The sequence below is a fragment of the Ochrobactrum sp. WV_118_8 genome (genome assembly GCF_039631535.1).
GTDB lineage: Bacteria > Pseudomonadota > Alphaproteobacteria > Rhizobiales > Rhizobiaceae > Brucella > Brucella anthropi.
Map to the genome: position 1 here is coordinate 877,721 of NZ_JBDIUZ010000001.1, position 18,735 is coordinate 896,455.

The window sequence follows — 18,735 nt, forward strand, 5'->3', positions numbered from 1 at the left end:
CCGGTTTCAACAATTGGAGCACCATCCCTTCCAGTCAGGCCCGGACATATGTTCTGCCGGTTAAAGCCTGCGGGGCGGTGTTCGTGACATAACAAAGTTTTAAGGGGTGGATATGAGGCGTGTCGTCATCACCGGTCTTGGTCTGGTGTCGCCGCTTGCCAGCGGTGTCGAAGAGACCTGGAAGCGTCTTATTGCCGGTGAAAGCGGTGCTCGCCGCATCACGGAATTTGAAGTTGACGATCTGGCCTGCCAGATAGCCTGCCGCATTCCGGTTGGCGATGGCACCAATGGCACCTTCAACGCCGACCTCCATATGGAGCCCAAGGAACAGCGTAAGGTTGATCCTTTCATCGTTTATGCTGTCGGCGCTGCCGATCAGGCGCTGGACGATGCCGACTGGCATCCTGAAAGCGACGAGGATCAGGTCCGTACTGGTGTTCTCATCGGTTCCGGCATCGGCGGTATCGAAGGTATTGTCGAGGCCGGCTACACGCTGCGCGACAAAGGCCCGCGCCGCATTTCTCCGTTCTTTATTCCTGGCCGCCTGATCAATCTGGCTTCCGGCCATGTTTCGATCAAGCACGGGCTGCGCGGCCCAAACCATTCGGTTGTAACGGCTTGTGCAACCGGCACACATGCTATCGGCGATGCAGCCCGTCTGATCGCTTTCGGCGATGCGGACGTCATGGTTGCTGGTGGAACGGAATCGCCGGTTAGTCGCATTTCGCTGGCAGGCTTTGCCGCTTGCAAGGCGCTGTCCACCAAGCGTAACGACGATCCGACCGCAGCTTCCCGTCCTTATGACGAAGACCGTGACGGTTTCGTGATGGGCGAAGGTGCGGGCGTTGTGGTTCTCGAAGAGCTGGAACACGCACTGGCGCGTGGCGCGAAAATCTATGCGGAAGTTATCGGCTACGGTCTTTCGGGCGATGCTTACCACATTACTGCTCCGACCGAGAGCGGCGAGGGTGCCGAACGTTGCATGGTCGCTGCTCTGAAGCGCGCTGAAATCACGCCGGACCAGATCGACTACATCAACGCCCATGGCACGTCGACCATGGCTGACACCATCGAACTCGGCGCTGTAGAGCGCGTGGTTGGCGATGCTGCATCGAAGATTTCGATGTCCTCGACCAAGTCGGCTATCGGCCATCTGCTTGGTGCTGCCGGTGCAGCCGAAGCGATTTTCTCGACGCTTGCCATCCGCGACAATATTGCGCCGGCGACGCTCAATCTCGATAATCCGGCTGTCTCGACGAAGATCGATCTGGTTCCGCACAAGGCGCGTGAACGCAAGATCGATGTGGCTCTGTCGAACTCCTTCGGATTTGGCGGAACCAACGCTTCGCTGGTCCTGCGCCGATACTCCTGATCGGTATCGCTGAAAATAGAATATCGAATTTAAAAAAAACGCGGGGATTTCTCCGCGTTTTTGCCAAAATAAAACCGGATGCGATGTTTAAAATCGCGAACAGCGGTTAGTGTGGTTACGACTCCGAAGAGTTTCAGCCACTCTGACGAAAATAAGTGCAAAAAGCCGTTCTGGGCGGGCATTCGGCACAATGTGTCGGGAGGTTCGCCAAAATAGATAGACAGAGCCTTTCTCGTGGTTTGGTTCAAACTAACGAAATACTCTGGACCGAGGTGATTGAGTGAATTCAGAGGCGCCATCCGGAACACCCCCTGCAGACGAACTGCCCAAGGGCGTGACGCAGGAAACGAACGCGACTTCAAAGCCGTTCGTGCCGAAATCCGCGTCTGAAGCTCTGCGTCCCGAGCCGGGAACGCCGCCGCCGAGCAAGCGTTCGCGCCATGCCCGCAGCCAGATCGTGGTTTTCATGAATTTCATGCTGTCGCTGGTCGTGCTTGTTCTGCTCGGCGCGTCGGCCTTGTTCTATTTCGGCAAGATGCAGTTTGACGGACAAGGTCCGCTTACTGCCGAAACGACGTTTCTCGTCAAGCGCGGCGCTGGTATCGCCGAAGTTTCCAACAGCCTGGAAAATCGTGAAATCGTCAGTGACGCGCGTATTTTCCGCTATGGGATGCGGACGCTCGGTCATGAAAATGATCTGAAGGCGGGCGAATACGCCATCCCGGCGGGCGCTTCGATGCGCGATGTGATGAATATCCTCATCAGCGGCAAATCCATCATGTATCCGCTGACCATTCCAGAAGGTCTGACGGTCAAGCAGATTTTCGATCGTATCTCGGCTGATCCGACACTGGTTGGTGACATGCCGAAGGACATGCCGCCGGAAGGTTCGCTCTTCACCGATACGCTGAATTTCACGCGTGGCACGACGCGTTCGGAAATCATCGATCGTATGGTCGCCTCCCAGAAGAAGCTCGTGGACGACGCCTGGGCAAAGCGTGGTTCCGACCTGCCGATCAAGGACAAGAACGAATTTGTGACGCTGGCTTCCATCGTTGAAAAGGAAACCGGTATCGCGTCGGAACGCCCGCATGTGGCGTCGGTCTTCGTCAATCGCTTGAAGAAGGGCATGCGCATCCAGTCCGATCCGACCATTATTTATGGCCTGTTCGGCGGAGCTGGCAAACCTTCTGATCGGCCGATCTTCAAGTCGGACATCGAAAAGCCGACACCTTACAATACCTATGTGATCAACGGTCTTCCGCCGACGCCGATTGCCAATCCGGGCAAGGCTGCGCTGGAAGCTGTCGCCAATCCGCTGGATACGGAAGACCTCTATTTCGTTGCCGATGGCACGGGTGGCCATGTGTTCTCGAAGACGCTGCAGGAACACAACGCCAACGTCCGTAAATGGCGCTCCGTGGAGCAGCAAAAGAATATCGAGCAACAGAACAATAGCGGCAGCAATACAAACCAAAGCGCGGGGCAGTAGCTTTTCGCTACGGCTTTGGTGAGTTTGAGAATGTGTAACCGAAGCCGGTGTTCGCCACCGGCTTCGGATTGGTTTTTAGAGTAAGTCCGCACTGTCGCGGGCGTGAGTTGAGGGGATGGAACGCATGGCGCTCCAAAGCATGACCGGTTTTGCACGCCATGCCGTGCAACATGCCATGGAAGGCGGAGAAGCGCGCATCATCTGGGAAGTGCGTTCCGTCAATGGTAAGGGGCTCGACCTTCGGCTGCGTCTGCCGCAAGGCCTTGAAGCCGCCGAACATCCTGTACGCTCCATGCTGGCGCGTCATTTTTCGCGTGGCAATTTTCAGGCAAGCCTCAGTGTGGAGCGCAGCGAGGCACAGGCTGGTTTCAGCATCAATCAGGCCATGCTCGCCGAGATCCTGAAGCTCGGTGCGGATTTGCAGGCAACGCACGGACTGGCCCCCGCCAGCGTAGACGGCATTCTTTCGTTGCGCGGTATCATCGATCAGGCACAGATGGCTGATGACGAAGACGAGCGCGGCGGACTGGAAGCTGCCGTCGTCTCAGGTTTTGAGGAAACGCTGAAAGCAATCGCCGATGCCCGCAAGCAGGAGGGCAAGGCTCTTTTCACTATTCTGTCCGCGCATGTTGACAGTATCGAGCGCCTGACCGTGAATGCCCGCCGCGACCCGTCGCGGAGCACAGACGCGATCAAGGCCCGTCTCGCTGGACAGGTGGCGCTGCTGATGGATTCCGCACGCGAGCTTGATGAGACGCGGCTCTATCAGGAAGCGGCGTTTCTGGCGACCAAGGCCGATATTCAGGAAGAGCTTGACCGGTTGGAGACCCATGTGGCATCCGCCCGCAAGCTTCTGGCGGATGGTGGCCCCGTCGGGCGCAAGCTCGATTTTCTTTCACAGGAATTTAATCGTGAAGCTAATACACTGTGTTCCAAATCGAATGCAGCGTCGATCACAGCCATCGGTCTGGAACTGAAGGCAGTCGTGGACCAGTTTCGCGAACAAGTACAAAATCTGGAGTAACAGGTATCATGGCCATCTCTTCGGTTGAAAATGGCGTCGCACGTAGAGGCTTGATGGTGGTGATCTCGTCGCCATCCGGAGCCGGTAAGTCCACCATTGCCCGGCTGTTGCTGGAAGACAAGAAGATGAACCTCTCGCTGTCGATCAGTGTGACGACGCGCCAGCGCCGCCCGAGCGAGATCGAAGGGGTTCACTACCATTTCAAGACGATCCGCGAGTTTGAACGCCTTCGTGACAATGATGAGCTGATCGAATGGGCCGAGGTCCATGGCAATTTCTATGGCACGCTGCGCGAAACGGCTGAGATCGCGCTGGCTGACGGTCAGGATATGCTGTTTGACATTGACTGGCAGGGTGCAGACCAGTTGCAAGCAAAGATGCCAGCCGATGTGGTGTCGATCTTTATTCTTCCGCCCACCATGCGCGAATTGCAGCAGCGCCTGAACCGTCGCGCGGAAGATACGGCGGATGTCATCGAGACCCGTTTGCAGAATGCGCGTTTTGAAATCCAGAAATGGGTGAAGTACGATTATATCGTCATCAATGAAGATCTTGATCGCTCCTTTGCGGCCATCAAGTCGATCATTGAAGCTGAACGTCTTCGCCGTGACCGCCGCCCGGGTCTGTTCGATTTCGTGACCGGTTTGCTGGAAGAAAATCCGGGTACTTAATTATTTAATAGGGTAGTTCGTAATTGCGATTTTCCTGAAGCATAGTTACTACGCAGTCGGCAAGTAATGTCACGTGATAATGCGCGCGAATAAGCCCTTCGATGTTCACTGTCACTTCTGGAAAGACGTTGCCGTTTAGCGCCGCGGGATAACGGAAGTGTTCTCCTTTGGGATCGGCGCTGTGTATGTGAGTGAGAATTCGCCGACAATGATTGCTCCACCGCCCATCGTCGTTGACGCCGTTATCTTTGAGTATTTTTTGAAGGTCATCATATAGCTTTAGGAGATCATGCTCGTCTGTTCGCGCGTCATCAACTCCAATATGAGCAATTTCGCGCAATGCTTCTTTGAGCGCTAACTCCATACTATGTCTCGCTAAATAGAAAAGTGGGATAGTAAGGCTTTGATTATTAATGGGATATTCAAGTGTATGGCGAGCCATTATTTCAAATGCTCTATCATAAGAGTAAGCATAGTAACTCCATGATTGACTTCCGTAGTCTTGGTTATCTCTGCATTTGAGCAAGGGTTTTAAGCGCCAAGGGAATTGAAGATCTTCTTCTTTCAAGATTTCATCGTAAGTCATTGTCAAAACTCCAGTTTAATCTGGATTCTATCTGTTTCGCTCACGAGGCGTTTGAACGCTTCTAGAAACGGCTTGCCGCCGCGTGTTTTCAATTTGCCCAGAGCTTCGGAGTTCCTGAAAACGAGTTCGCATTCACCGGGCCAGCCTGGACCTTGCCATTGCACAGCGTCCCAGAATGAGTCGAGTGTGTAACCGAAGGATTCCGGGTCTTGGGCTGGAACAGCGGAAAGATACCGTCGCCAAAGATCGTCAGGGTTTTCTATCCCGGCACAATCGATTTCGTAAATCGGCAGCATATCAGCCTAGCAGGATCAGCAGGCCGTCCACCATGCCGAGGACAAGAATGAGTGCGCCCATCGTGATGGCTGTCACGACCAGCATACGCTTTTGCCGGTCACGTTTTTCCGTTCGCTTGCCCGTCCAGTCGTAAGGCGATTCAGGCATTCCTCTCTCCAGATCGGCCTGACATCGAATATCGCTATGCAGGCTGTTACCCTGATAGCCTGCACTTTACCGGTGATATCTGCAAGTTAGATGACACTAAAAAGCAGGCATCTGAGCGAAAGCGCGGAAGACGGCAGGGCTCTTATACAGCCGTGCCTCCCACTGTTACCTGATCCATGCGCAGATGCGGCTGGCCGACGCCGACAGGTACCCACTGACCACCCTTGCCGCAATTGCCGCTACCCGTATCAAGCTTCATATCGTTGCCGATCATCGAAATCCGCTGCATCGCATCCGGACCATTGCCAATCAGCATCGCTCCCTTGATCGGCGCGCCGACCTTGCCGTCCTCGATCATGTAGGCTTCCGTACAGCCGAACACGAACTTGCCGGAGGTGATATCGACCTGACCACCGCCAAAGGAAACGGCATAGATGCCCTTTTTCATGGAGGCGATGATCTCTTCCGGCGTCTTGTCGCCGGAAAGCATGTAGGTGTTCGTCATGCGCGGCATAGGTGCGTGAGCATAGGATTCGCGGCGTCCATTGCCGGTAGCTTCCATGCCCATCAGGCGGGCGTTCTGGCGATCCTGCATATAATTGACGAGTTTGCCGTCTTCGATCAGCACGGTGCGATTGGTCGGGGTGCCTTCGTCATCAATGGTCAGCGAACCCCGGCGCTCGGCAATCGTGCCGTCATCGACGACCGTGACACCCTTGGAGGCAACCTGCTGTCCAAGCAGACCGGCAAAGGCAGAGGTCTTTTTTCGATTGAAGTCGCCTTCCAACCCGTGCCCGACGGCTTCATGCAGCATCACACCCGGCCAGCCATTGGCCAGAACGATGTCGAATGTGCCTGCCGGGGCAGGGATAGCTTCCAGATTGACGAGGGCCTGACGCAATGCCTCATCGGCGGCATGCTGCCAGCTTTCAGCGGTGATGAACTCGCCAAAGCCCTTGCGTCCGCCAACCGTATGCGAACCTGATTCCTGACGGTCGCCATCGCCTGCCACTACCGCAACGCTCAGGCGCACCATGGGTCGTATATCGCGTACGAAATGACCGTCGGCGCGCAGAATTTCGACCTGCTGCCACGAGCCTGCGAGCGAAACGGAAACCTGACGTACTTTCGGGTCCTTGGCACGCAGATAGGCGTCTATTTGCTGCAAAAGCTGCACCTTGGAATCGAATGTCGGCGAACCGATGGGGTTTTCATCCGTGTAAAGGTGACGGTTGGTGCCGGCAGGTGCCGCCGAATAGTTTCCGCCGTAGCCCTTAAGGGTTGCAGAAACCGCATCGGAAGCGCGCTTCAAGGCGGCAAGCGAAAGATCGCCCGCGTGGGCATAGCCGATTGCTTCGCCTGCGACCGAGCGCAGGCCGAATCCCTGATCCTGATTGAAGGAGCCGGTCTTGAGACGACCATTGTCGAAAACAAGCGCCTCCGCCTCGCGATATTCCACGAAGAGCTCTCCGTCGTCGCTGCCCTTCAGGCTTTGGGCGATAAGACGCTCGATATCGTCGCGGCTGGCGTCGAAACTGTCGATCAGGCTTTTCATAAAATAAATCCTGCAGCATGTGTTTGCTGCAGGATGTAAGCCTTAAATCGGTTGAGAACAACCGGTCATCTCAGTTGTGATCAAGGCAACGCGTCGAAGCCTTCACCGAACCCCTTGAGATCGACAGGAATGCCCACGCCTTCTTCCGGCGTCTGGAAGACGATGAAGGTCGCAGCCTTGCCGGAACGCAATGTCTTGAGAAGTTCATCCTCTAGGATCACTTCGGCGTAGCAGCCGTCTTCGAAGCAGCGGACGAAATAGGCGCGACCGATATCCTTGCCGTCGACATTGAGGCCAAGACCGTTGGGCAACAGAACGCCTAGCGGCGCCAGAACGCGAAGGATGCGCGCCTTGTTGTCTGCTGTCTTGAGAACGACGACCGAAAGACCCAGTTCAGGGCGCTTTGCGGCGACCACATTCTGGATCAGCGCGCATTGCTCAGTCTTGGCGCCCGCAGGCGTATCACACAGAACGGACCATGCGCCATGCTGCGACTTGAGCTTGCCGCTCTGCTGCGGGCTGCTCGGAGCCGCCTGCGACTGGGCAGCAGGGGCCTCTTGTGGGGTTTGTAACTGCGCCGGTGTTTCCTGAGCAGCCGAAGGAAGCGTTGCAACGGCAAGCGTCAAGCTGACGCCTGTTGCAAGAGTTGCGAGGCGCTGGCTGATCGTGCGGCGGGCAAGCATGCGAAAAGTCATGAAATCTCCAGATCGAATCACCGGGACGTTAACGCGCTGCATTGGCCATGAAAAGCGCCGTGATTGGCGATTATCAGTCCTGGCCATCATAGCAACGGTGATACCGTCTGTTGCGTCGATTGTCACGCGGCACGTTAAAGGAAACGTCTTGTCAAATCATGGCTTCATTATGGGTTTCGTACGGTTTTCCCAAGTTTTCACGGTGAAAACGAGCAGCTCCGGCGCATTGATTAAACTCGGACATTCGCTCTTTCCCACATGGACTGCGCGCAAAAATGCCGCACAGGAACATATTCGCCTTCCTTGCGGTGTGCGCTAAGGTGTGGTTTGAACGCCGACGGGGGATGCGGCCGTCTTTAGCGTCCGGCGTCCAGCTCGAAAGGGCGAAAAGGGAGAGAGTTCTGGTGGATAAGATTGTTGCCACAACGAAGAGCGCCTTCGGCGGCGCTCTTGCAGTGCTGTGGACGACTGGTGCCGCTTTTGCGGACCAGCCCCGTCCCTGGGAATGGAGATTTCAGGACGCAGCGACTGGAATTGCCGAACAGATTCATTGGTTTGAGCGCTATACGCTCTGGTTTATCATTCCAATTACCTTGCTGGTTCTGTTCTTGTTGCTTTGGGTGGTGTTTCGCTTTCGTGCGAGCGCGAACCCGGAGCCATCCAAAACCAGCCACAATACCGCTATTGAAGTGGTCTGGACCATCGGGCCTGTGATCATTCTTCTGTTTTTGGCGGTTCCGTCTTTCCAGCTTCTGACGGCGCAGTATTCGCCGGAAGATCCGACGCTGACGGTCAAGGCGACAGGTTATCAGTGGTATTGGGGTTACGAATATCAGGTCGATAATCCGGTCAGCTTTGATGCCCTTCTTCTGAAGGATGGCGATCGCGCCGCTGCCGGCAAGGAAGACCGCGCGCGTTATCCGCGTCTTCTGGCCGTCGACAATGAAGTCGTGGTTCCGGTCGGCGAAACGGTTCGTCTTCTCGTCACTGCTGCCGATGTGATCCATTCGTGGACCATTCCGGCTTTCGGCGTGAAGATGGACGCTGTTCCGGGTCGTATCAACGAAGCCTGGTTCAAAGCGGACAAGGAAGGCCTCTACTACGGTCAGTGCTCTGAGCTTTGCGGCAAGGATCATGGCTTCATGCCGATCGCCGTGCGCGTTGTCTCGAAAGAGCAATATCAGACCTGGATCGCCGCTGCGGGATCGGATCTGAACGGCGCGAACAAGGCGCTTCAGGCCGCTGTTGAAGGTGGCGCAAACGATAAAGTGGCTGCGGCGGGTCTCTGATCCCGAACGCCAAGACTGTTGAAAAACGGGAGCGAATTCCATGGCTGGCACAGCAGCTCACGAGCATGGTGCTCACGACGACCACAAGCCGCACGGCTGGGTTCGTTGGGTATACTCGACCAATCATAAAGACATCGGTACCCTGTACCTGATTTTTGCAATCATCGCCGGTATTATCGGCGGCGCCCTGTCGATCGCGATGCGCGCTGAACTCCAGGAACCGGGCATCCAGATTTTCCATGGCTTGGCGTCCATGGTTTACGGTGTTGAGGGCGATGCCGCGCTTGATGCCGGCAAGCAGATGTTCAATGTGTTCACCTCCGCGCATGCTCTGGTCATGATCTTCTTCATGGTCATGCCCGCGCTGATCGGTGGTTTTGCCAACTGGATGGTGCCGCTGATGATCGGCGCGCCGGACATGGCTTTCCCGCGCATGAACAACATCTCGTTCTGGCTTCTGCCGCCTGCGCTGTTGCTGCTGATGATCTCGCTGTTCATGCCTTCGGCACCCGGTGGTTGGGGCCCCGGTGGCGGCTGGACACTGTATCCGCCGCTATCGACGACCGGCCAGCCTGGTCCGGCAATCGATTTCGCCATTCTGGCGCTGCACATTTCCGGTGCTTCGTCGATTCTCGGCGCGATCAATTTCATCACCACGATCCTGAACATGCGCGCTCCGGGCATGACGCTGCACAAGATGCCGCTCTTCGCCTGGGCTGTTCTGGTGACGGCATTCCTGCTGCTGCTTTCGCTGCCGGTTCTGGCAGGTGGCATCACCATGCTGCTGACCGATCGCAATTTCGGAACGACCTTCTTCACGCCGGATGGTGGTGGTGATCCGATCCTTTACCAGCATCTGTTCTGGTTCTTCGGGCATCCGGAAGTGTACATTCTGATCCTGCCGGGCTTCGGCATTGTCAGCCACATCGTGTCGACCTTCTCGCGCAAGCCGATCTTCGGTTACCTCGGCATGGCTTACGCCATGGTGGCAATCGGTGTCGTGGGCTTCGTCGTCTGGGCTCACCACATGTATACGGTTGGCCTGTCACTCGACACGCAGCGTTACTTCGTGTTCGCCACGATGGTCATCGCTGTTCCGACGGGTATCAAGATCTTCTCGTGGATCGCGACGATGTGGGGCGGTTCGATCACGTTCCGCGCACCGATGCTGTGGGCAATCGGCTTTATCTTCCTGTTCACGGTCGGTGGTGTGACGGGTGTTCAGCTCGCCAATGCCGGTCTCGACCGCGCACTGCACGACACCTACTACGTTGTGGCGCACTTCCACTACGTTCTGTCGCTGGGTGCGGTGTTTGCGATCTTCGCGGGCTGGTACTACTGGTTCCCGAAGATGAGCGGCTACATGTACAATGAGTTTACGGCGAAGCTGCATTTCTGGGTCACCTTCGTTGGCGTGAACCTGGTCTTCTTCCCGCAGCACTTCCTCGGTCTTGCTGGCATGCCGCGCCGTTACATCGACTATCCGGATGCCTATGCAGGCTGGAACATGGTGTCGTCCTACGGCTCCTATATTTCGGGCTTCGCAGTCCTGATCTTCCTCTACAATGTCTTCGAGGCATTTGCGAAGAAACGTGAAGCCGGTGCAAACCCATGGGGTGAAGGCGCAACCACGCTGGAATGGCAGCTCTCGTCGCCACCGCCGTTCCACCAGTGGGAACAGCTGCCGCGCATCAAGTAATCGTGCGATGGGCGGAGTCCGGAAAAGACTTCGCCCTTCTTTACAAAATGTGCTATGGGCGGGCGGCATTCTGTTCCGCCCGTCGCCGGTAGACGAAAAAGTCGGCCATCAAGCACGGCATTTCCGGCGGGAACAGAACGGTTTCCGGGAGGACATTGTTGTGATTGTGCCGATCCGTGCTGTAGGGGCGCGGTGTTCGGACCGGTGAATTTGAGGTTTTTAAAGTCAAAATGTCTCTGGTGGAAAAAAACGCAGGTACCGACGATGCGCTCGCTCTCTCCGAAGCGACTGCGCGGGATTACCTTGTTCTTTTGAAGCCCCGGGTGATGTCCCTTGTGGTCTTCACCGGGCTGGTCGGTCTCGTGGTCGCACCGGGACATATGAATCCTGTGCTCGCTGCCATCAGCATCTTGTGCGTAGCGGTCGGCGCTGGCGCGTCTGGTGCGCTGAACATGTGGTATGATGCTGATATTGACGCAGTGATGAAGCGCACGCGCAACCGGCCTATTCCAGCTGGCATTATTGCGCCCAATCAAGTTCTGGCCTTCGGCCTGACACTTTCAGCCTTTTCAGTCGTCACGCTTGGCCTGATGGTCAACTGGCTGTCGGCCGCACTGCTTGCCTTTACGATTTTCTTTTATGCCGTCGTTTATACGATGTGGCTGAAGCGCTCGACGGCACAGAACATCGTCATCGGCGGTGCGGCAGGTGCATTCCCTCCGATGATTGGCTGGGCGGCTGCAACAGGCGAAATCACCTGGGACAGCGTCGTTCTGTTCATGATTATCTTCCTGTGGACCCCTCCGCATTTCTGGGCGTTGTCGCTCTTTTCAGCCAATGATTATGAAGCGGCGCGTATTCCGATGATGCCGAACGTCAAGGGCGAGCTTTCGACCCGGCGTCAGGCACTCTTCTACTCGATCATCATGGCGCCGGTTGGCGTTCTGCCGTGGGTGCTTGGCTTTGCGGGTCCGGTCTATGGCGCGATTTCCACGCTGCTTGGACTGGCCTTCGTTTACTATGCATGGCGCATGTGGGTTGCCGGATCACAGCCTGAAATGCTGGCCGCCGCCCGCAAGTTGTTCCGTTTCTCGCTGCTATACCTGTCGGGATTGTTTGCGGTGCTGCTTGTCGAGGCACTGGTAATGAAGGCGTTGATCGCCTTTGGAGGGTTCTAATGGATAAAACCGTACAGAAGCCGACGGACAACGAGCTGGAGCTGATTGTTCCGACGGAACAGCAGAAGCGAGCCCAGCGCAATCGCTCTTGGGGATTGGCAATCGCTCTGGCGCTGTTCGTGCTGCTTGTTTACATCGGCACAATTGCGAAACTGGGTGTGAACGTTTTGGTGCGGCCGATCTAGCTTGTCTCCCAAACACGGGAGCCGATTTTGGGATAAAGACTGCATACATACAACGGTTTAAAGCCTGTCGTATGAAGTAGATAATACGCGATACGCTTTAAACTTAATCTGGGAGGAGAAAATGGCGGATCAGCAGGAAAAGGATCAAAAGCTGAAGAAGCAACAGCGCTCCAATGCGACGATTGCTTTTGCGTGCCTGTCTTTCTTTGTCTGCATGATCGGTGCAGCCTATGCTTCCGTTCCGCTCTACCGCATTTTCTGTCAGGTGACGGGCTATGGCGGCACGACGCAGCGGGTGGAGCAATATTCGGATACTATCCTCGACAAGACCATCAAGGTGCGTTTCGACGCGAATACGGCCAATGGACTGGCATGGGATTTCAAGCCCGTACAGCGCGAGGTCACGGTTCGCATCGGCGAAACGACGATGATCAAGTATGAAGCGCGTAACCTGTTCGATCAGCCGACCTATGGTCGCGCGAGCTTCAACGTCGCGCCAGGTCGGGCAGGAGCTTACTTCAACAAGGTTGAATGCTTCTGTTTTACGGATACGACCCTGCAGCCGGGCGAAGACATGGAAATGCCGGTGGTGTTCTTTGTTGATCCGGAGATCGTCAACGATCCCGATCTGAAGGACGTCAAGACGATCACACTGTCCTATACATTCTTTCCGATTGAAAAGCCGAAGCCGGTCGCAAATGCCAAGGCCGAGACGCCAACCAACGGAAGCTGATGCCTAGCGCATGTCTCCCAAAAGTGGGAACCGGTTTCAGGAGACATGCGTAAAAACAAAAGATCGAGCATTTCCAGCAAAAGTGCGGAGCGGTTTTGCGTAGGATAATGCACATAAAACAAGAAGATTGAGCATTTCCAATGATCCAGGGAATCACGAAATGTTCTAGCGGCGCATAATGCCGCAAAGACAAAACAATGAAGCGGTTTTATTCTGACAAGAAATACCGCTTGTTACAGACAGACTTGCTTGGCACCGCGTTAGGGGTTTAAGCAGGAAGGTACGAGAGAGGAGCCCCTAAGGGGATTTACGGGGAGAGACATGGCCGACGTTCATCAGAAAAATCACGACTATCATATTATCGCGCCCAGTCCTTGGCCGTTCCTGAGCTCGGTGGGTGCATTCGTGCTTGCCGTCGGCGGTATTGCCTGGATGCGTTACATCAATGCCGGTGAGCTGCCGTTCTTCGGCCTCAACATTGTGACGCCGTGGATATTCTTCATCGGCCTCGCGATCGTGCTTTACTGCATGTATGGCTGGTGGGCTGATACGATCAAGGAAGGGCATGAGGGCCACCATACCCGCGTCGTGTCGCTGCATCTGCGCTACGGCATGATCATGTTCATCGCCTCGGAAGTTATGTTCTTCGTGGCGTGGTTCTGGGCGTTCTTCGATGCAAGCCTCTTCCCGAATGAAGTGCATCAGGTAGCGCGCGCCACGTTCACAGGCGGCGTCTGGCCTCCGAAGGGCATCGAGGTTCTCGATCCGCTGCACCTGCCGCTCTACAACACCGTGATCCTGCTTCTGTCGGGCACGACGCTGACCTGGGCGCACCACGCGCTGCTGCACAATGACCGCAAGGGCATGATCACCGGTCTCGCAATCACCGTGGCGCTGGGTGTTCTGTTCTCCTTTGTGCAGGCATACGAATACATCCACGCACCGTTTGCGTTCAAGGATTCGATCTACGGCGCGACCTTCTTCATGGCGACCGGTTTCCATGGTTTCCACGTTATCGTCGGCACGATCTTCCTTCTGGTCTGCCTCTTCCGCGCAATCGGCGGTGACTTCACGCCAAAGCAGCATTTCGGTTTCGAAGCCGCTGCCTGGTATTGGCACTTCGTTGACGTGGTCTGGCTGTTCCTTTTCTTCGCCATCTATGTATGGGGTGGATGGGGCGCACCGATGCACGCCGGCTGATCATTAGCGGGTAAAAATTCCGAGGCGGCCCTGGCAACATGGCCGCCTTTTGTTTGTGAAAAGATATTGAGAAGGGAAGCGTAATGCCGGATCAGAACATTTATCCGCCGGTCGATCCCATAAAGAGTGGCATTGCCGGACACTGCCCGCGTTGCGGCGAGGGGAAGCTGTTCGACGGCTTCCTGAAAGTCGCTCCACGCTGCTCGGCTTGCGGACTGGATTACGCGTTTGCTGATTCCGGCGATGGTCCGGCGGCGTTTGTCATTTTGATTATCGGCTTCATCGTCGTTGGTCTAGCGCTCTGGATGGAAGTGAATGTGGGGCCGCCGCTCTGGGTACATTTCATTCTCTGGGTGCCGCTCGCCATTATCCTCAGCCTCGTCGCCATGCGATGGGCCAAAGGCATCCTTATCAATATGCAATATCGCAACAAGGCAGCGCCGGGGCGGATAGACAGCCGACAGGATGACAGTAAATGACGACAGCACAGCAGTCGCATCGCTTTCCGTGGGGTGTGGTGATCGCATCCGCCATAGCGCTCGTCATTTTGCTGGCGCTTGGCACCTGGCAGGTGGAGCGTCTGCAATTGAAGGAAGCGCTGATCGCATCGACCGAACAGCGCGTTCATGAAGCGCCTTTGCCGCTTTCCGAAATGGAAAAAATCTACAAGCAGGAGGGATCGGTCGAATATCGCCCGGTGACGGTCTCGGGCACTTTCATGCATCAGGGAGAGCGGCATTTTCTGGCCACCTATGAAGGAGCCGCCGGATATAATGTCTATACGCCATTGATGCTTGAAGATGGGCGTTTCGTGCTGGTTAATCGCGGCTTCGTTCCCTACGAAAAAAAAGATCCTTCAACACGTGTTGAAGGACAGGTCGATGGCCTGGTGAGTGTGACCGGTCTGGCACGCGACCCCTTGCCGGCAAAGCCCGGGTTTTTCCTTCCAGACAACGATATCGCCAAGAATATTTTCTATTGGAAAGACTGGACGGCGATGGCCGAAAGCGCCGATCTGCCAAATCTGGATGAGGTCGTGCCGTTCTTCGTCGATGCAGATAACAAACCCAATCCAGGTGGTCTGCCTATCGGTGGCGTGACGATTATCGATTTTCCCAACAACCATTTGCAGTATGCAATGACATGGTACGGCCTCGCTCTGGCCCTGATAGGGGTTGTCGGGACGTGGTTGTGGCGCTATCGCTGTCTTAGGAAAAGTGGAGACCGGTTTTCCGTCCGAGACAGCGAGAATAAAGACGAAGAGGGGTGAGGGGTTGACAACGGCCTCGTTGCAGCCCAACTCCCAGACGAGTGCATGTTTCCCAAAAGAGCGCACCAGTTTTGGGGACAAAGACATGTGTGAAACAAAAACTTAAACGCGTTATGCGCTTAAAGTTTCAAGCCACGCCGAACCTTGCGAGCACGCTTCATGACCGATCAGCGACCATCACTGGAAATTCGTCTTTGCGGGCCGCGCGGCTTTTGTGCCGGAGTGGACCGGGCGATCCAGATTGTTGTGCTGGCGCTGAAGAAATATGGCGCGCCGGTTTATGTTCGTCATGAGATCGTACACAACCGATATGTAGTCGAGGGTCTGCAGTCGCGTGGCGCGATCTTTGTCGAGGAACTGCACGAAATACCTGCGGAGCACCGCGATCAGCCGGTAGTATTCTCCGCCCACGGTGTGCCGAAATCGGTGCCTGCCGATGCGGAAGCCAAGAACCTGTTCTATCTCGATGCAACCTGTCCGCTGGTTTCCAAGGTTCATAAGCAGGCCATGCGTCATCAGCGCCTCGGTCGCCATGTCATTCTGATAGGCCATTCCGGTCATCCGGAAGTGATTGGCACGATGGGGCAATTGCCGGACGGTGCGGTGACATTGATCGAAACGGTTGAGGATGCGCGCAGCTGCCATTTCGATGATGAGAACAATCTCGGCTTCGTGACGCAGACGACGCTTTCGGTGGACGACACAGCAGGCATTATCGAAGAATTACAAGCACGCTTTCCAAACCTTTCCGCGCCTGCTGCGGAATCGATCTGCTATGCCACGACCAACCGGCAGGATGCAGTGCGTTCCGCCGCTCCCGGATGCGATCTTTTTCTGATCGTCGGTGCGCCCAATTCCTCCAACTCCAAGCGACTGGTTGAAGTGGCGGAGAAGGCGGGCGCACGGATGTCGATGCTGGTTCAACGCGCGGCTGATATCGAGTGGGACCGCATCGGTGATATATCGGTTGTGGGGTTATCGGCAGGTGCTTCCGCGCCTGAAATCATCGTCGATGAAATCATCGATGCCTTCAAGGCACGCTTCAACGTGAAGATTGAACTGGCCGAAACTACGGTCGAAACCGAGAATTTCCTTGTGAATCGCGAGATTCGCGATGTGGAACTGACGGTGCAGGATATGGCATTCGTCAACGGGGAACACCGGGTGGTCGGTATTCCGAAATTGATGCCCAAGATCATACAAGGGAAATAAGCGGCATGGCCGTCTATACGGATATCAATGAAATCGAACTTGGCGCTTTCCTGCAGCAGTACGATATCGGCACACTGACATCTTACAAAGGTATCGCGGAGGGAGTGGAGAACTCCAACTATCTTCTGCATACGACTTCTGGTTCGTTTATCCTGACGCTTTACGAAAAGCGCACCAATCGCGAAGATCTGCCGTTCTTTCTCGGCCTGATGCAGCATCTGGCTAGCCGTGGGCTCGAGTGCCCGCAGCCTGTGGTTCGTCGTGATGGCACGACAATTGGCGAGCTTGCCGGACGGCCTGCTGCAATCGTCACTTTCCTTGAAGGCATGTGGATGCGTCGCCCGACGGTGGAGCATTGCGAAGCGGTCGGCGAAGGGCTGGCACATATGCATCTGGCAGGCGCCGATTTTTCGTTGCGCCGTCGTAATGGCCTGACGCTTGCCGACTGGCGCCCGTTGTGGAACCTGTCGCGTGAGCGCGCGGATACGGTGGAACCGGGCCTCGTCCGCGAGGCGGAAGCTGATCTTGCTTTTCTGGAAAAGAACTGGCCTGCCGACCTGCCGCAGGGCGTGATCCATGCTGATCTTTTTCCGGATAATGTCTTCTTCCTTGGTGACAGGCTTTCGGGCTTCATCGATTTCTATTTCGCTTGCACGGACACTCTGGCCTACGACGTTGCCGTCTGCCTGAACGCATGGTGCTTTGAGAAAGACTTCTCCTACAATCGCACCAAAGGTGCAGCACTGCTGCGCGGCTATACTTCGGTTCGTCCGCTTTCCGCGGCGGAAGCCGATGCACTGCCGGTTCTGGCGCGTGGGGCCGCCATCCGCTTCATGCTCACCCGGCTTTATGACTGGCTGAATGTTCCCGAAGGCAGTTTCGTGGTCAAGAAAGACCCGATGGAGTATGTGCGCAAGATCCGCTTCCATCGCCAGATCGAAACTGCTGCCGAATATGGTCTTGAGCAGCAGGGAGCAGCTGCGTGAAGCGGATTGAGGCTTATACGGACGGTGCCTGCTCGGGCAATCCCGGCCCCGGCGGCTGGGGCGCAATCCTGCGCTGGAATGATAATGTCAAGGAACTGAAGGGCGGCGAAGCCGACACGACCAACAACCGCATGGAGTTGATGGCGGCTATTTCGGCGCTTTCGGCACTCAAAGAACCGTGCGAAGTCGATCTTTATACGGATTCGGTCTATGTGCGTGACGGCATTTCCGGCTGGATCGAAGGCTGGAAACGCAATGGCTGGAAGACTGCAGCCAAAAAGCCGGTCAAGAATGCTGAGCTTTGGCAGGCGCTTGATGAAGCGCGCAAGCCGCACAAGGTCAACTGGCATTGGGTCAAGGGCCATGCCGGACATCCGGAAAATGAACGCGCCGACGAACTTGCCCGGGAGGGCATGGAGCCATTCAAGTATGGTGGGCGTAAGTCACTGAAAGTGCAATAAACTTGCATGAAAAAGGGCGGCATTGCCGCCCTTTTTTGTTAGAGCGCCGATCTGATCCAGTCAGATCGAAACGCGCTCTAATGAAATCGTTGGAAATGCTCTAGATCAAAGCTGTTCGAGAATGCCCGACGCAGCCGATGTAACCGCTTGTCCGGCCTGCTCTTCGATGTTGAGCGTCGTGACCACACCGTCTTCCACGATTGCCGAATAACGCTTGGAACGAATGCCAAGGCCGCCAGCCGTTGCGTCGAGCTCAAGGCCTGCCGCTTTTGTGAACACTGCCGAACCATCGGCCAGATAGAGGATCTTGCCTTCGCCGCCCGTGCTCTGTGCCCAAGCGCCCATGACAAAAGCATCATTCACCGCAACAACCGCGATCTGGTCGACACCCTTGGCAAGGATCGCATCGCGATTATCGAGATAGCCCGGCAGGTGATTGAGGCTGCAGGTCGGCGTAAAGGCGCCTGGAACGGCAAAGAGAACGACTTTCTTGCCCTTGAAGACTTCGTCGGTCGTCATTTCCTTGACGCCGTCTGCGGTCTTCACCTTGAAAGTCGCTGCAGGCAACTTGTCGCCAACTTTGATCGTCATCTAATTTCTCCTCGGGGCAGGGGGCCGTCTGCTCCGCTGCCTACTGTCAAACTCTAATCGCACCGCGAAGCGCGGGCGGCACAGTTAAACCG

At 55.8% G+C, this 18,735-nt stretch carries 21 protein-coding genes; 15 read left to right on the forward strand and 6 right to left on the reverse strand.

What is annotated here, in order from left to right:
* Window positions 1-112 precede the first annotated feature (112 nt).
* The 4 genes from fabF (at window position 113) to gmk (ending at window position 4,559) form a co-directional block, all read left to right on the forward strand.
* A complete protein-coding gene (fabF, locus tag ABDF71_RS04150) occupies window positions 113-1,372 on the forward strand; it encodes a beta-ketoacyl-ACP synthase II (protein WP_010658390.1) in 1,260 nt (419 codons plus the stop codon).
* Between the two features lie 280 nt (window positions 1,373-1,652).
* Window positions 1,653-2,864 carry an endolytic transglycosylase MltG gene (gene mltG, locus ABDF71_RS04155; protein WP_012090840.1) on the forward strand — a complete coding sequence of 404 codons (1,212 nt, stop codon included), beginning with the start codon at window positions 1,653-1,655 and terminating at the stop codon, window positions 2,862-2,864.
* 124 nt (window positions 2,865-2,988) lie between these two features.
* Window positions 2,989-3,888: a YicC/YloC family endoribonuclease gene (locus tag ABDF71_RS04160; protein WP_012090841.1), complete on the forward strand. Its 900-nt coding sequence runs from the start codon at window positions 2,989-2,991 to the stop codon at window positions 3,886-3,888.
* 8 nt (window positions 3,889-3,896) lie between these two features.
* Window positions 3,897-4,559: a guanylate kinase gene (gmk, locus tag ABDF71_RS04165; RefSeq protein WP_012090842.1), complete on the forward strand. Its 663-nt coding sequence runs from the start codon at window positions 3,897-3,899 to the stop codon at window positions 4,557-4,559.
* A gap of 4 nt (window positions 4,560-4,563) precedes the next feature.
* Here gmk and ABDF71_RS04170 read toward each other — a convergent pair whose 3' ends face one another.
* The 5 genes from ABDF71_RS04170 to ABDF71_RS04190 form a co-directional block, all read right to left on the reverse strand.
* Window positions 4,564-5,145 carry a hypothetical protein gene (locus ABDF71_RS04170; RefSeq protein ID WP_151615810.1) on the reverse strand — a complete coding sequence of 194 codons (582 nt, stop codon included), beginning with the start codon at window positions 5,143-5,145 and terminating at the stop codon, window positions 4,564-4,566.
* A 2-nt stretch (window positions 5,146-5,147) separates the two neighbouring features.
* Entirely contained in the window at window positions 5,148-5,441 is a 294-nt protein-coding gene (locus ABDF71_RS04175; RefSeq protein WP_040129769.1) for a barstar family protein, read from the reverse strand.
* A 1-nt stretch (window position 5,442) separates the two neighbouring features.
* On the reverse strand, window positions 5,443-5,589 hold the full coding sequence (locus ABDF71_RS04180) for a hypothetical protein (RefSeq protein ID WP_158304317.1): 147 nt from the start codon (window positions 5,587-5,589) through the stop codon (window positions 5,443-5,445).
* A 142-nt stretch (window positions 5,590-5,731) separates the two neighbouring features.
* Window positions 5,732-7,144: a metalloprotease TldD gene (tldD, locus tag ABDF71_RS04185; protein WP_151615809.1), complete on the reverse strand. Its 1,413-nt coding sequence runs from the start codon at window positions 7,142-7,144 to the stop codon at window positions 5,732-5,734.
* An 80-nt stretch (window positions 7,145-7,224) separates the two neighbouring features.
* On the reverse strand, window positions 7,225-7,839 hold the full coding sequence (locus ABDF71_RS04190) for an invasion associated locus B family protein (protein WP_151615808.1): 615 nt from the start codon (window positions 7,837-7,839) through the stop codon (window positions 7,225-7,227).
* A 404-nt stretch (window positions 7,840-8,243) separates the two neighbouring features.
* Here ABDF71_RS04190 and coxB point away from each other — a divergent pair, with 404 nt between their 5' ends.
* From coxB to rnhA, 11 genes are all read left to right on the forward strand, one after another.
* On the forward strand, window positions 8,244-9,128 hold the full coding sequence (coxB, locus tag ABDF71_RS04195) for a cytochrome c oxidase subunit II (RefSeq protein WP_012090847.1): 885 nt from the start codon (window positions 8,244-8,246) through the stop codon (window positions 9,126-9,128).
* 40 nt (window positions 9,129-9,168) lie between these two features.
* Window positions 9,169-10,827, forward strand: a complete 1,659-nt coding sequence (ctaD, locus tag ABDF71_RS04200; RefSeq protein ID WP_010658398.1) for a cytochrome c oxidase subunit I — start codon at window positions 9,169-9,171, stop codon at window positions 10,825-10,827.
* 230 nt (window positions 10,828-11,057) lie between these two features.
* Window positions 11,058-12,005, forward strand: coding sequence for a heme o synthase (locus ABDF71_RS04205; protein WP_151615807.1), 948 nt, complete (start codon window positions 11,058-11,060; stop codon window positions 12,003-12,005).
* A complete protein-coding gene (locus tag ABDF71_RS04210; RefSeq protein WP_010658400.1) occupies window positions 12,005-12,190 on the forward strand; it encodes a cytochrome c oxidase system small membrane protein in 186 nt (61 codons plus the stop codon). Before ABDF71_RS04205 ends, ABDF71_RS04210 begins: the two co-directional genes overlap by 1 nt.
* Window positions 12,191-12,311: 121 nt before the next feature.
* The gene (locus tag ABDF71_RS04215) at window positions 12,312-12,923 is read left to right on the forward strand and encodes a cytochrome c oxidase assembly protein (protein ID WP_036585944.1); all 612 of its coding nucleotides are present in this window, start codon (window positions 12,312-12,314) and stop codon (window positions 12,921-12,923) included.
* A 321-nt stretch (window positions 12,924-13,244) separates the two neighbouring features.
* Entirely contained in the window at window positions 13,245-14,123 is an 879-nt protein-coding gene (locus ABDF71_RS04220) for a cytochrome c oxidase subunit 3 (protein ID WP_012090850.1), read from the forward strand.
* An 83-nt stretch (window positions 14,124-14,206) separates the two neighbouring features.
* The gene (locus tag ABDF71_RS04225) at window positions 14,207-14,602 is read left to right on the forward strand and encodes a DUF983 domain-containing protein (RefSeq protein ID WP_010658403.1); all 396 of its coding nucleotides are present in this window, start codon (window positions 14,207-14,209) and stop codon (window positions 14,600-14,602) included.
* On the forward strand, window positions 14,599-15,393 hold the full coding sequence (locus tag ABDF71_RS04230) for an SURF1 family protein (protein ID WP_040129766.1): 795 nt from the start codon (window positions 14,599-14,601) through the stop codon (window positions 15,391-15,393). Before ABDF71_RS04225 ends, ABDF71_RS04230 begins: the two co-directional genes overlap by 4 nt.
* A gap of 159 nt (window positions 15,394-15,552) precedes the next feature.
* On the forward strand, window positions 15,553-16,605 hold the full coding sequence (gene ispH / locus ABDF71_RS04235) for a 4-hydroxy-3-methylbut-2-enyl diphosphate reductase (protein ID WP_012090852.1): 1,053 nt from the start codon (window positions 15,553-15,555) through the stop codon (window positions 16,603-16,605).
* A 5-nt stretch (window positions 16,606-16,610) separates the two neighbouring features.
* Complete coding sequence (locus ABDF71_RS04240) at window positions 16,611-17,591, forward strand: homoserine kinase (protein ID WP_040129764.1); 981 nt, start codon at window positions 16,611-16,613, stop codon at window positions 17,589-17,591.
* The gene (rnhA, locus tag ABDF71_RS04245; protein WP_012090854.1) at window positions 17,588-18,052 is read left to right on the forward strand and encodes a ribonuclease HI; all 465 of its coding nucleotides are present in this window, start codon (window positions 17,588-17,590) and stop codon (window positions 18,050-18,052) included. Before ABDF71_RS04240 ends, rnhA begins: the two co-directional genes overlap by 4 nt.
* Window positions 18,053-18,157: 105 nt before the next feature.
* Here rnhA and ABDF71_RS04250 read toward each other — a convergent pair whose 3' ends face one another.
* Window positions 18,158-18,643 carry a peroxiredoxin gene (locus ABDF71_RS04250; RefSeq protein WP_010658408.1) on the reverse strand — a complete coding sequence of 162 codons (486 nt, stop codon included), beginning with the start codon at window positions 18,641-18,643 and terminating at the stop codon, window positions 18,158-18,160.
* Window positions 18,644-18,735: the final 92 nt, after the last annotated feature.